Here is a 13,803-nt window from a genome sequence, read left to right on the forward strand (position 1 = left end):
ATCGATATGTTTGATATGTTGTCAGAAAAAGAGCACCCTTACTGCCCTCTCGATCAAAACAACACAACTACTGTCTTCACATATACTGTATTGCGTGCTCATTATATGGCGGACTATTTTCGCCAGTCAACACAAAAGGGCCGCGCCTCGATCACAGGGCCTATGTGTTCTTTTCGCGTCTTGATATGGTGGGGGCAAATCGTTTTCCCCTTCGCCTCTTCCTGGCATCCCCCTCTGTAGCCTTGGAGCCTTGGTGGTTAAACATCTTCGCGGCCCTGCCCCGCCCGCCCGTGCTATAATCCCCGCATGCTCTACGACGACACTATCGCAGCCATCGCCACCCCGCCTGGCGAGGGCGGCATCGGCATCATCCGCCTGAGCGGCAGGGGCGCGATGCCCATCCTGCAGGCCATGTTCGCGCCTACCCGCCCTGGCCGCTGGCGCAGCTACCAGATGCGCCACGGCCACGTGGTGGCCGCCGACGGCGAGCGCGTGGATGAGGCCCTGGCCGTGTTCATGCGCGGCCCGCGCAGCTTCACCGCCGAGGATGTGGCCGAGATCTCGTGCCACGGCGGGCCGCTGGTGCTGGCCCGCGCCCTGGGGCTGGCGCTGGCCCACGGCGCGCGGCTGGCCGAGCCGGGCGAGTTCACCATGCGCGCCTTCACCAACGGCAGGATCGACCTGACCCGCGCCGAGGCCACGCTCGATGTCATCCAGGCCAAGACCGACGCGGCCCTGCGCTTGGCCCAGGCCCAGCTGGGCGGCTGGCTCTCCGCCGAGCTGGCCGCCATCCGCGAGGAGCTGCTGGCCCCGCTGGCCTACGTCACCGCGCTGATCGACTTCCCCGAGGACGAGGTGGAGGCCCACGAGGTCGAGCGGCCCGTGCGCGCCGCCCTGGCCCGGCTCGACGCGCTGCTGGCCACCGCCGACCAGGGCGTGATCTACCGCCAGGGCGCGCGCGCCGCGCTGATCGGGCGGCCCAACGCGGGCAAGTCCAGCCTGCTCAACGCGCTGCTGCGCACCGAGCGCGCCATCGTCACCCCCATCCCCGGCACCACCCGCGACACCCTGGAGGAGACCGCCAACGTGCGCGGCATCCCTGTGGTGCTGGTGGATACGGCGGGCATCACCGAGACGCTCGACCCGGTGGAGCAGATCGGGGTGGGCCGCAGCCGCGCCGCGCTGGCCAGCGCCGAGCTGGTGCTGCTGGTGCTAGATGCCACCGCCGACATAGGCGAGGACGAGCGCCAGATCGCGGTGCTGGCCGAGGGCAAGCAGGCCGTGGTGGTGCTGAACAAGCGCGACCTGCTGGGCGGCGATGCCCCGAGCGAGCGCGTGGCCCAGGCCCAGGCCCTGCTGCCCGCCGCGCCGCTGGTGCACATCTCGGCCACCACGGGCGAGGGGCTGGATGCGCTGCGCGACGCCGTGGCCAGCCAGCTGCTGGGCGGTATCTCGCTGGGCGAGGGGCGGCTGATCACCAGCCCGCGCCACCGCGACGCGCTGGGCCGCGCCGCCCAGCTGCTGCGCGACGCCCTGCGCGGCCACCAGCGCGGCATCAGCCCCGACCTGCTGTCCATCGACCTGACGGCGGCGCTGGCCGCCATCGGCGAGGTGACGGGCGAGGCCGTGGGCGACGACCTGCTGGCCGCGATCTTTAGCCGGTTCTGCATTGGGAAGTAGCGGCCCCGCACGCTCGGCAGCCGCCTGGGCTGGGGCTAGGCGCTCTACGCTTTGCGCCGGGGCGAACGGGCCACGCTGGAAGCCGCGCCGACATTCGCCCCAGCGCGGCAGCCCCCGCAAGATCGGTTGCGGTCTCCCTTTGTGTCTTCGCGCCTTCGTGGTATTCGTTTCTTTTCGTCCCTTGGTGTCTTGGAGTCTTGGTGGTAAAAACGCTCTGCCGAGCGAGAACGCATCGTCCCTACCGCCTGGGGTGGGGACGTAGCACAAGGAGACCGCCGATGAACCTGCGACCGCTGGGCATCCTCGCGCTCGCGCTGCTGAGCTTTCTGGTGGCGCAGGGCACGGGCATCCGCCTGTTCTTCCACCTGTTCTACATGATGCTGGCGCTGCTGGCGATCTCGGCGGTGTGGGCCTGGGTCAACCTGCGCGGCCTGCGCGTGCAGCGCGAGACCTTCACCAGCCGCACCCAGGTGGGCGGCGTGGCCCAGGAGCGCATCTCGGTGCAGAACCTCTGGCCCATCCCCAAGCTCTGGATCGAGCTGCGCGACCACTCGGACATGCCGCTGCACGCTCCGGGCTTCGTGGCCTACCTGCCGCCCCGCGAGCGCCGCCGCTGGACGGCCAAGACGCCCTGCACCATGCGCGGCAAGTTCACGCTCGGCCCCACCACCCTGGTCAGCGGCGACCCCTTCGGCATCTTCCAGTTCGCCCGCAGCTTCGACGCCACCAGCGAGGTGCTGGTCTACCCCCGCACCACGCCGCTGCCCGAGTTCAGCATGCCCAGCGCCGAGCTGCCCGGCGGCCAGGATGTGAAGAGCCGCGCCTACCACGTGACGCCCAACGTCGCCTCCATCCGCGAGTACCAGCCCGGCGATAGCTTCAACCGCATCCACTGGCGCAGCACCGCCCGCACCGGCAGGATGATGGTCAAGGAGTTCGAGCTAGACCCCACCGCCGAGATCTATGTGGTGCTCGACATGCAGGAGCGCGTGCACCAGGCCCTGGCCGGGCAGCGCCGCAGGGGCGAGGGCGAGCCGCGCATCAGCGAGTCGACCGAGGAGTACGCCGTGCAGGCCGCCGCCTCGATCATGCGCCACCTGATCGAGAAGAATCGCACCGTGGGGCTGGTGGCCTGGGGCCAGCACCGCGAGGTGATCCCCGCCGAGCGCGAGTCGCGCCAGATCTTCAAGATGCTGGAGGCGCTGGCGGTGCTGCGCGCCCACGGCGTCCAGCCGCTGGCCGAGGTGCTGGCGGCAGAGAGCGCCCGCTTTGGCCGCAACTGCACGCTGGTGATCGTCACGCCCTCGCTCGATGAGCGCTGGGTGGCCAGCCTGCAGCAGCTGCGCTACCGTGGCGTGCGCGCGGTGGTGGTGCTGGTCGACCCGCAGTCCTTCGGCGGCTGGCGCGATACCCTGGCGGTGCAACAGCGCCTGGCCGAGCTGCGGACGCCCACCTACCTCTACCGCTACGGCCAGCGCCTGGAGGATGCGCTCTCCACGCCCGAGCTGTTCCGCGAGCCGGTGGCGGCGGGCCGTGCCTAAGCGCTGCCTCGAAGTCCCCGCTCAGCGCAAATACACGCCTCACTTCCACCGTGCGCCTTCTCGCCCATCGGAAGGCCTTTCAGGGCTGCCGCTGAACGTTCTTACCGTGCATGTTTGGAACCTTCGAGGGGGGCGCATCCATTCTTCACGCCCGCGTTTGGAACCTTCGAGGGGGGTGTGAAGAACCTTCGAGGGGGGCGCATCCATTCTTCACGCCCGCGTTTGGAACCTTCGAGGGGGGTGTGAAGAACCTTCGAGGGGGGCGCATCCATTCCAAACACGCGCGCTTGGAACCTTCGAGAGGGGCACACCATTGCCCGCGCGCTGGGAAGCAAACCAGACCCCAATGCGCAGCGGTCAGCTCCGAATACCAGCAGCCCGAGCCGAACGATCAGGCCCGCATGCCACCCGCGCAGGCTTCGCAGCGGGCGGCGGCGCAGTAGCCACCCGCGCCCAGGCGATGCAAACCAGCACGCGGGCGCTTTCAGCACAAGAAAAAGGAAACCCCGATGGAGATCGAGCAGGTCTGGCAGGTCTACGCCGCACAGGGCTACCCCGCGCTGCGGTTGATCGCCCCCAGCACAGCATCCGCCCAGCTCTACTACGCACTGATTGCCTTCGCCCACGACGACATAGCCGCCGCGCAGCAGGCCGCCCAGGCCGCCGCCGCATCCCAGCCCGACAGCCGGGTATTCGCCGAGGCCGCCATCTACCTGGGGCGCGTGGCCCAGCAGGGCAGACAGCAGGTCTATGTCGATGGCGGGGCCTTCACCGCCTTCATCACCAGCGGCGGGAATGTGCCGCTGTATGTGGAGACAAGCCGGCTGCTGCGGCAGATCTACGAGCAGCACGACCAGCTGCGGCTGCTGGATGTGGGGGCAGGCAACGGCCACGCGCTCATCCCCGCGTTGGTGCCACAGGTCGCCCATGTGGGCGTGGTCGAACCATCGGCGGCGCTCTCCGCCGAGCTGGGGGCCAAGCTCGAACAGCGCGGCGTAGCCCACACCATCTACCCCAGCACGCTGCAGGACTTCGCGCGCCAGCACGGCCAGCGCTGGGATCTCATCCAGGCCACCTACAGCCTGCAGTCTATCCCGCCCGCCGAGCGCGGCCCCATGCTGCGCTGGCTGCGGCAGCACACCGACCGGCTGCTGATCGCCGAGTTCGACGCACCTGCCGTGCGCAACTTCTTCGAGCCTAGCTATGTGCGCTATGTGCTGGAGCGCTACGAGCAGGGCCTGGCCGAGTACGCCAGCGACCACGGGCTGGTGAGCCAGGGCTTCCTGATGCCGGTGATGTTTGGCTACTTCGACCGCAGCGCCCTGCGCACCAACTACGAGCAGCCGATTGCAGCCTGGGCCGATGATCTGCGGGCGGCGGGCTTTGGCGCGATTGACGCGCACGCCATCTACCCATACTGGTGGGGCGCGGCCACGCTGCTGGATGCGCGCGCCTAGCCCACGAGCAATGCCACGGCCCCGACGAGCATTCGCCAGGGCCGTGGCATGCTTGCTCGGCTGTGTGCTGGGTAGCTAGGGTGCCCAGGGCGCAACCACCGCCCACGTCACATCGGCCACAAACGAGGCGGTGCTATCCCACGCGTTGGGGCCGCCGTTGCTGGCGATCCACAGCTCGGCGTTGCGGTGGCGAATGTAGCGATTGGGGTAGTTGTACGATTCCAGCGAGACACCCGCGCCAGCCAATCCCGGCTGAGCGCAGAAGGTCGCATCCTGATCGAAGGTGGCGCTGCCATCGCGGGCATCCTTGCGGATGCGGTAGCCACTGTGGCGCAGGTACTGGCCAGGGTAGTTGCGCGACTCGAACGAGTAGCAGCTGGCGTCGGCAAGCCCCACCACCACCTTGAAGGTCGCATCCTGCTTCAGCAGCCCATCGCTGCCGCTCTCCACCACCTCGGTATAGCCCAGCGCATCCTTGTGGCGGATGGAGCGGTTGGTCAGCCCTGCCGTCGTCACCTGCAGCGACTGGTATGCGCCGCTGGCTAGGCTCGCACCGCTGCGCCACCACGCGGGTGCGGCGGCCCAGGTGGCATCGGCGCGGAACCCGGCGGTGTCGGCGAAGGCATCCAGCCAGACCTCGGCATTGCGGTGGCGCACATAGTAGCCCGGCAGGTTCTTCGACTCAAGCGAGAAGCCGGGCGCGCTGCCCAGCCCAGGCCGTGCGCAGAAGGTCGCATCCTGGTCGAAAAGCGCCGAGCCATCGCGGGCATCCTTGCGGATGCGGTAGTTCCAGTGGCGCAGGTACTGGCCGGGGTAATTGCGCGACTCGAACGAGTAGCAGCTGGCGTCGGCAAGCCCCGCCACCACTTTGAAGGTCGCATCCTGCTTCAGCAGCCCATCGCTGCTGCCCGCCACCACCGCCGTGCTGGCCACGCCATCCTGATGCCGCACATAGCGGTCGGTATAGCCCGCCGTTGTCACCTGCAGCGAGAGCAAGGCACCCGGCAGCAGCGTGCCGAACTGCCGCGAGGCGCTGATCAGGCTCTGGTGCGCGGCCTTCACCGCGCTGGCATCCACCTTCATCACCGCGCGGTCGTAGGTGAGCATGCCGTTCACCTCATTTTCCACATCCGTGATCTCGGTGTAGACGGCGGCGCTCAGGCCGGGCTTCTGCATCAGCGACTGGAGCTGCTGCACCATGGCCACATAGCGGCTGGTCAGCGCCGCGCCATCGCTCACCATCTCGTAGCCGAAGCCGTTGCCCGCGCTCCACTCGTGGCCCGCCACGCGCAGGCCCAGGCCGCCGAACTCGCCCAGCACCGCCACGCGCGTGGCCGACGGCGTGGGCGAGCCAGGCCCCACATACACATGCCAGTCGGCCATGTCGCCGTTGCCGCCATCTACCGCGCCGCAGCAGTTGATTCCGCTCATATTGTCCACCAGTCGGCTGGGATCCATGCCTTTGGCCACATCCGCCATGCGGGCCTGGTCGAACTGGCCCCAGCCCTCGTTCTCGATCACCCAGGTGATCACGGCGGGCGAGCTGCGGTGCTCGTCGATGATCTCGCGTAGCTCGCGCTCGAACTCCTGCTTGGCGCTGTCGGATGGGGCCACCGTGTTCATGGAGGGCATGTCCTGCCACACCAAAATGCCCAGCTTGTCGGCCCAGTAGTACCAGCGCTGCGGCTCGACCTTGATATGCTTGCGCAGCATATTGTAGCCAAGATCTTTATCCTTCTGGATGTCGAACTTGAGCGCCTCATCGGTGGGCGCGGTGTAGATCCCGTCGGGCCAGTAGCCCTGGTCGAGCGTGCCGACCTGGAACACAAAGCTGCCGTTCAGCACAGGGCGCAGCACGCCGCCCACCGTGGCCAGCCCGATCGAGCGCATGCCAAAGTAGCTGCCCACCTGATCGACGGTGGAGCCGCCGCCCACCAGCTTCACATCCACATCGTAGAGGAAGGGATCCTCGGGCGACCAGAGGTGCGGGCTGGGCACGGGGATGCGTAGCTCGGCCCCCACCGCGCCGCTGGCGCTGCCCACCGGCAGGCCCCCAGCCGAGGCCGTGGCCTGCACGGTCTGCCCGGCGATGCCCTCGCCCCGCACCACCAGCCGCAGCGTCTGGCCCGCGATATCCGGGGTCATGTCCAGCCGCGTGATGTGGGCCGCCGCCACTGGCTCCAGCCACACCGTCTGCCAGATCCCCGAGGCGGGCGTATACCAGATGCCGCTGGGGCTATTGCGCTGCTTGCCCAAGGGCTGCCCGCCGCTGTCGGTGGGGTCATACACACCCACGATCAGCTCGTTGCTCCCCCCCGCCATAAGCGCGGCGGTGATGTCGAAGCTGAAGGCATCGAAGCCGCCCTGGTGTGCGCCGATGCTCTGGCCGTTCACATACACGCTGGCCTGCCAATCGACCGCGCCGAAATTCAGCAGCACGCGCTGGCCCGCCCACGCGGCGGGCAGGGTGAAGGTGCGGCGATACCACATCCGATCGTGGTGCCGCATGATGCCCGACAGCGCCGACTCGATTGGGAAGGGCACCAGCACGCGCTCGGCCAACGTCTGGCCGAAGGGAGGGGTCTGGCTAGCGGTGGCCGTGGCGAACTGCCACTCGCCATTTAGGCTCTGCCACGCGCCGCGCGTCATCTGCGGGCGCGGATACTCGGGCAGCGGGTTGGAAGCCGAGACCTGCGCGGTCCACGGCGTGGCCAGCGGGGGAACCTTGGGCACCATAGCCGCCTGCGCCGCACCCAGCGGCAGCAGCGCCGCAAACATGAGGCAGGCCAGCAGCGCCAGAGCAGCGCGTTTCTGGAAGATCGGGGCCATGGGCGAACTCCTTTGTCCTATGGATGAGGGTCGTTCGGCGACCGGCAGCCCGGCAGCATGAGGAAGCGCACGGACAGCATACCGTTTGGCTATGCGAAAGAGCGCCTGCCACCGTAAAGCCCATGTACTACCGATCAGGGAGCGCGTCAAATACAGCATTGCGCTGCTCAGAATCAGCGATTGTTAGGCCGAGTACCATATTTAGCTGGGTACATCCTTGTCACAAGTGATGACAAGCCGATCACAGTTCCGCCGCGCGCCATGTCCTATCAGCCGATTGCATCCCGCATAATGCATTGGCAGCCGCGCGACGCATCGGCTATACTGAGGGTGAGCAGACCACCCCACGGCAGCCCTTCGCGCAACCTAATCCTGGACAAGCACCCGCCCAACGCAGTCAGGAGTGCGAATTCCATGAGCAGCCAGACCCGCTACCAGGGCGCAATGCCCACCGTCCCGCCCACGCCCAGCGTTCGCCTGCGCGTGCAGACCAAGCTGATCATCAGCAACATGATCATCATCGTGCTGCTGGCGATCATCGGCCTGCTTGGCTGGCAGATCCTCAAGCGCACCAAAGAGAGCCTCAACCACATCACCGCCGAGCACCTGCAGGGGGCCATCCACCTCGCCAACGCGCAGAACGCGCTCTGGCAGCTGCGCTACGGGGTCTCGCAGTACCTGAGCGCCAATGCAGACGACCGCGCCAAGATTGCCGCGCAGAGCGAGCAGTGGTACACGCAGATCGATACATCGCTGGAGGCCTACGCATCCACCGACCTGACCGACGAAGAGAAGATCGGCTACCAGGTCTGGCAGGAATACTATCAGAAGTATGCCGCCGCCCGCCCGCGCTGGTTCGAGCTGCAGGCCCAGGGCAAGGTCGAGGAGGCCGCCGCGTGGCGGGCCAAGACGATCTTCCCCGACGGGCAGAAGGCGGTCAGCGCGCTCGAGCTGCTGATCAGCCTGCAGCGCCGCGCCGCCGACGATGAGATCGACACGACCAAGAAGATGCTCCAGAGAACCTTCCTCGCTCTGCTGGTCATGATCGTGGTGGCCCTGCTGTGGAGCAGCTTCCAGGCGATCTACTTCATACGCGCGATCGGACGGCCAGTGCGCGCGCTCACCAATGGGGCGCGGGCGCTCAGCGCAGGCCAGCTCGACACGGTGGTGAAGGTGCCACCCGGCGACGAGTTCGGGCTGCTGGGCGACACCTTCAACCACATGGCCAGCGTGGTGAGCCAGCAGACCCAGCGGCTGGCCAGCCAGGTGCGCGAGGCCGAGCGGGCCCGCACCCTGGCCGAGCAGGCCCAGGCCGCCAGCGCCAGCCAGCTGGCCACCATCGAGCAGCAGCAGCACACCATCCGCGAGATGAGCGTGCCCATCCTGCCGCTCTCCAACAGCGTGATCATCCTGCCGCTGATCGGCGCGCTCGACCAGGGCCGCATCCAGAGCGTGCAGCAGATGGTGCTGGACGCCATCGCCCGCGCCGACACCCGCCACGTAATCATCGACATCACCGGCGTGCCCGTGATCGACACCCAGGTGGGCATCGCCTTCATCCAGATCATCAAGAATGTGCGGCTGCTGGGGGCCGATGTGGTGATCACCGGCCTGCGCCCCGAGGTGGCGCAGACCATGGTGGCGCTCAATATCGACCTGCGCGGCATCCAGACCTACAGCACGCTGCAGAGCGGGCTTCAGGCCGTGATGTGAGCATGCCCGCACTGGTGAACGGCCCAATCTTTTGGTATGGTTATAGGACACGATCGCACACAAGGAGCCAGCCCATGACCGTCTACCGACGCCATACCTACTGCTCGTTCTGCGGCACTGTCTACCCCGAGGGCATGGCCTGGCCACGCCGCTGCCCCACCTGCGCCAATACCACCTATGTCAACCCACTGCCGGTGGCCGTCACCCTGCTGCCGGTGGGCGGCGGGCTGCTGCTGGTGCGCCGCTCCATCCCGCCCAAGCTGGGCGAGCTGGCCCTGCCCGGCGGCTTCATCAACGCGGGCGAGTCGTGGCAGCACGCCTGCGCCCGCGAGCTCGCCGAGGAGACCGGCATCGCCACCGACCCGGCCCAGATCCGCCCGCTCACCGTGCTGAGCGCCGACGACGGTATGCTTCTGGTCTTCGGGGTCGCGCCGCCCCTGCCCGGCGAGGCCCTGCCCACCCTGGCCCCCAACGACGAAGTGAGCGAGCTGGCCATCCTCAGCGCGCCAGCCGAGCTGGCCTTCCCGCTGCACACCCAGGCCGCCGCGCTCTACTTCCACCAGCTGCGCGAGCATGGCGAGGTGCGACCGCTAGAGGCATAGCCTGCGCTCTGTGGCACTCTATTTGCTTTCTAGCTCAGCCAGAAGCGATGCTCTGTGCGGGAGGAAGCGCGATGACCGAGCAAGATGTGGCGGTGCGGCGGGCGTTTGTGGTGCTCAACCCAGTGGCGGGAAGGACAACGCCCGATGCGGTGACGGCGGCGCTGGAGCAGGCATTCCCCGCGCAGGGCTGGGCCTACCAGATCTACCAGACCCAGCCCGAGGACGATGTGCGCAGCCAAGTGCGCCGCGCCCTCGACGAGGGCTGCGATATCGTGGTGGCCGCCGGCGGCGACGGCACGGTCTCGATGGTCGCCGATGCGCTGGTGGGCAGCGATGTGCCGCTGGGCATCATCCCGGCGGGCAGCGCCAATGTGCTGGCGCTTGAGCTGGGCATCCCAGGCACCATCCCCGAGGCAGCGGCGCTGCTAGCGGGCGATCATACCCAGCGCCAGCTAGACATGATGAAGCTGGGCGAGCAGCACTTCATCCTGCAGATCGGGGTGGGACTGGATGCGCTGATGATCAAAGACACCGACCGCGAGGCCAAGCGCGCCCTGGGGCGCTGGGCCTACATGCGCACGCTGGCCCGCAACGTGTTCGGCTTCGAATCGCCGCGCTTCACGATCGTGGTGGATGGCAAGCGCCTGCGGCCACGGGCCGCCCAGGTGCTGGTGGCCAACGCCGGCACGCTGGGGGCCAAGCCGCTGACCTGGGGCGAGCACATCCAGCCGCACGACGGCCACCTCGACCTATGTGTGGTGAAAGTGCGGACGCTAGTGGATTACCCCCGCGTGATCTACCAGTTCCTCAGCGGGCGACACCCCAACAGCACCAACATCGCCTACCAGAAGATCTTTCGCTCGGCGACTATCGCCAGCGACCGCCCGCTGCCCGTGCAGGCCGACGGCGAGATCATCGGCACCACGCCGATCACCGTCTCGGTGGTGCCCAAGGCCGTGCGCGTGGTGGTGCCGCACGCGGCGCAGGCCTCGCCGATCATCGGCATGATGCGGCGGGCCGGGCAGGCCCAACAGCAAGGGGAAGATGGCATGACCCAGCAGGACGAGCAGGCGGCCCAGCAGACCCAGCACAGCATCGAGCAGGCCCTGCGCAGCATCCGCACGCCCGAGCAGGCCGACAAGGTGATCGACGACCTTGAGCAGATGTCCAAGGGCGTGAGCGAGCACACCGTGGCCCAGCAGGTGCCCACACCCGAGAGCGCCAAGGCCGCCGCCGAGCAGGTGGAGCAGGCAGCCAAGGCACCTGCCGAGCAGCGCCCCCAGGCCGTGATCGGCGAGGTGGCCGCCCAGATCGCCGCCGCGCCCAGCCCGCAGGATCAGGAGGCGCTCTCCAAGGGGGTGCAGCAGGCCACCCAGCCTAGCGCCGATCACCCCGCCGCGCCCGCACACGAGCGGCAGCTGCTGCAGGATGCGCTGCTGCGGCGGCTTGGGCCGCTGCGCAAGCTCGATACCGCCGTGTTTCTTGCCATCAACAGCCTGCCGCACCCGCCGCTGGCCGACGCCTTCTTTATCGGCCTTACCACCGCATTCAACCGCGGCGACGCCTGGGCCGCAGGCCTGATCGCGGCATCGCTGCGCGACTCGCGCCAGCGCGAGGTGCTGCGCGAGGTGCTGCCCGCGCTCTGGCTCACCGCCGCCACCGTGGAGGGGCCGATCAAGCAGGTGTTCCGCAGGCAGCGCCCGTTTATCTCGGTGGTGCGGGCGGTGGTGGTGGGGCGCAAGCCCGGCAACTACTCGTTCCCCTCGGGGCATAGCGCGGCGGCGTTTGGCGGTGCCTATCTTCTGGCGCGCCACCACCCCAGGCTTGCGCCGCTGCTGTTTGGCCTAGCCGGGCTGGTCGGGTTCTCGCGGGTCTACCTGGGCGCGCACTACCCTGGCGATGTGGTGAGCGGCGCGGGGGTGGGCATGGCCCTGGCCGAGCTGTTCCGGCTGGTGGGGAAGGGTGTGAAGCGACAGATACGGCGCTAGGCTATAAACATAGTTAGGCATAAATTTAAGTAACACTCGGGCTTGGCATGGCAGGAACTCATATATCGCTTGACACATCCTAGCTAGAAGAGCGTATGGCCAACCAAGCCCGTATCGATAAAAGGATATGCGGTTAGGTTCTAGTAATAAAACAAGCAGAGTGCTATACTAATGAGGCTGTCAACGTTTTCGTAGGTACGGTCTTCATGACAACACATACATCAAACCAACGCTCATATCTTATTATTCTAGACCCTCACCAGCTGCTCCCTGGCGAACTCCGCACCCATCTCCAGACTAGCCGTCGCTGGAATGTCATCAACAACAAAACCAGGCATGATCCCAGCGCGGCGCTGCTGGTCGTCGCCGCACAGGAGACGCCATCGCTGCAGATGCACCGCTTCTTCACCTCGGTGGCATCCATCCCCATGGTGATCTTCGACACCGCACCAGCGCTCAACCGGCAGATGAACGCCTTTCACGCCGGCGCCAATGGCTACATTATGCCCGGCATCACCATCCCCGAGCTACTGCCGCTGCTCGACATCGCGGTGCAGGGCGGCTTTGCCACATGCGTGCGCTCGCACCAGCTGGCCCAGTCCATGCTGCGCGGGCCACTCGAGTTCTCCAAGCGCGAGCAGGAGGTGGTGACGCTCTACTCGCTTGGGGCCAGCGAGAGCGCCGTGGCCGAGGAGCTAAACATCTCGATCAAGGCCGTGCAAGACACGCTGAGCCGAGCCTGCCGTAAGGTCGGCGTGAACTCGCCGGTGTCGCTGGTGATGTGGTGGACCCGCTGGTCGCTGGCCGATCCCATCCCCTTTGCGGACGAAGAGGACGAAGAGGACGAGGTGCCCACGATCGCCACACCCTATGTGCTCAGCGCCTAGCAGCACAAAGGGGGCGCGTGTGTACGCGCCCCCTTTGTGCTGCCATCGGATGCCTAGCGGATCGGCGTGCGCAGCGCCCCCAGCCCACCGATCTCCAGCTCCACCTCGTCGCCGCGCTCAAGCCACGGCCCACGGCCCTCGGTCTGCTCCAGCAGCGAGCCGCCGCCCACCGCCCCGCTGAACAGCACATCGCCGGGGTATAGCGTGGCATCGCGCGATGCGCTGGCGATCATCTGCGCGAAGGTGAACGAGGCGTCGCGCATGTTCCCGCGCGAGACCTCCTGGCCGTTGACCCGCGCCACCATGGCCAGGTTATAGCGGCCATCGGGAAGCAGGCGCTCCTCGATCTCGTCGGGCGTGGCCAGCACCGGCCCCAGCGAGCTGGCAAAATCGCGGCTCTTGGATGGGCCATAGCCCGCCGCTAGCTCCAGCCGCTCCAGGTCGCGCGCGCACCAGCCGTTCATCACCATATAGCCCGCAATATGCTGCTCGGCCTCATCCTCGCCGATATCGCGGCCAGCGCGCCCGATCACGCAGGCCACGCCCAGCGCATAGTCAAGCGCCGCGGTCTGCGGCATGTCAAGCTCCTCGGCGGGGCCGAGGATGGCATTGGGGTTGCCAAAGGCAAACAGCGGCTGCTCATACCACTCGGGCAGCAGCCCGCCGTGGCGCAGGCTGGCCGCTGCCAGGGCATGCTCCTCAAACACATTGAACAGCCGCAGCGTGCCGAGGCGCGGCAGCGGGGCCAGCAGCCGCACCTCATCCAGCGGCAGCACCATCTCGGCCCCGCCAATCGAGAGCGGCCCGCTCGACATGTCCTCCACCAGATCTGGCGCTTCCTGAAGCGCATCCGCCCCATAGATCCCCAGCTGATCGAGCACCGCAGCGGCAATCTCGGCGGCCCCATCAACGCCCATACCGTCGGGCTGGCCCTGCAAGATGTCCAGCAGCGTCCAGTGCGGGCGCTCCAGATGCTCGAACACCAGCGGGGCGGCAGCAGAAAGATCGATCACGGCGCCGCCAAGCTGCACCCCCACGCGCGGACGGGGTGAAAGATAGCTAAAGGTCAAAAATCGCACAGTATCCTCCATCGGCTCAGCCAGCGC

The 13,803-nt window shown here is 67.4% G+C and carries 9 protein-coding genes; 7 read left to right on the plus strand and 2 right to left on the minus strand.

Annotated features, from left to right (window positions below; all coding sequences use genetic code 11):
- Positions 1-306 precede the first annotated feature (306 nt).
- The 3 genes from mnmE to F8S13_07535 all read left to right on the plus strand — a co-directional run bounded on the left by mnmE (position 307) and on the right by F8S13_07535 (position 4,678).
- Positions 307-1,680, plus strand: coding sequence for a tRNA uridine-5-carboxymethylaminomethyl(34) synthesis GTPase MnmE (mnmE, locus tag F8S13_07525; protein ID KAB8143752.1), 1,374 nt, complete (start codon positions 307-309; stop codon positions 1,678-1,680).
- Positions 1,681-1,958: 278 nt separating this feature from the next.
- Positions 1,959-3,221: a DUF58 domain-containing protein gene (locus tag F8S13_07530; GenBank protein KAB8143753.1), complete on the plus strand. Its 1,263-nt coding sequence runs from the start codon at positions 1,959-1,961 to the stop codon at positions 3,219-3,221.
- A gap of 509 nt (positions 3,222-3,730) precedes the next feature.
- Positions 3,731-4,678, plus strand: coding sequence for a class I SAM-dependent methyltransferase (locus F8S13_07535; GenBank protein ID KAB8143754.1), 948 nt, complete (start codon positions 3,731-3,733; stop codon positions 4,676-4,678).
- 75 nt (positions 4,679-4,753) lie between these two features.
- On the opposite strand, the gene F8S13_07540 is transcribed toward F8S13_07535, so the two are convergent.
- On the minus strand, positions 4,754-7,507 hold the full coding sequence (locus tag F8S13_07540; protein ID KAB8143755.1) for a beta-galactosidase: 2,754 nt from the start codon (positions 7,505-7,507) through the stop codon (positions 4,754-4,756).
- Positions 7,508-7,768: 261 nt separating this feature from the next.
- Between F8S13_07540 and F8S13_07545 the strand changes: the two genes are divergently transcribed.
- The 4 genes from F8S13_07545 to F8S13_07560 all read left to right on the plus strand — a co-directional run bounded on the left by F8S13_07545 (position 7,769) and on the right by F8S13_07560 (position 12,697).
- Complete coding sequence (locus F8S13_07545) at positions 7,769-9,220, plus strand: HAMP domain-containing protein (protein KAB8143756.1); 1,452 nt, start codon at positions 7,769-7,771, stop codon at positions 9,218-9,220.
- 74 nt (positions 9,221-9,294) lie between these two features.
- The gene (locus F8S13_07550) at positions 9,295-9,822 is read left to right on the plus strand and encodes an NUDIX domain-containing protein (protein KAB8143757.1); all 528 of its coding nucleotides are present in this window, start codon (positions 9,295-9,297) and stop codon (positions 9,820-9,822) included.
- Between the two features lie 47 nt (positions 9,823-9,869).
- On the plus strand, positions 9,870-11,810 hold the full coding sequence (locus tag F8S13_07555; GenBank protein ID KAB8143758.1) for a YegS/Rv2252/BmrU family lipid kinase: 1,941 nt from the start codon (positions 9,870-9,872) through the stop codon (positions 11,808-11,810).
- Between the two features lie 206 nt (positions 11,811-12,016).
- Positions 12,017-12,697, plus strand: a complete 681-nt coding sequence (locus F8S13_07560) for a response regulator transcription factor (protein KAB8143759.1) — start codon at positions 12,017-12,019, stop codon at positions 12,695-12,697.
- A gap of 53 nt (positions 12,698-12,750) precedes the next feature.
- Here the strand turns inward: F8S13_07560 and F8S13_07565 are convergent, their stop codons facing one another.
- Positions 12,751-13,776: a fumarylacetoacetate hydrolase family protein gene (locus F8S13_07565; GenBank protein KAB8143760.1), complete on the minus strand. Its 1,026-nt coding sequence runs from the start codon at positions 13,774-13,776 to the stop codon at positions 12,751-12,753.
- Between the last annotated feature and the right edge of the window lie 27 nt (positions 13,777-13,803).

Source organism: Chloroflexia bacterium SDU3-3, from assembly GCA_009268125.1.
Classification (GTDB): domain Bacteria; phylum Chloroflexota; class Chloroflexia; order Chloroflexales; family Roseiflexaceae; genus SDU3-3.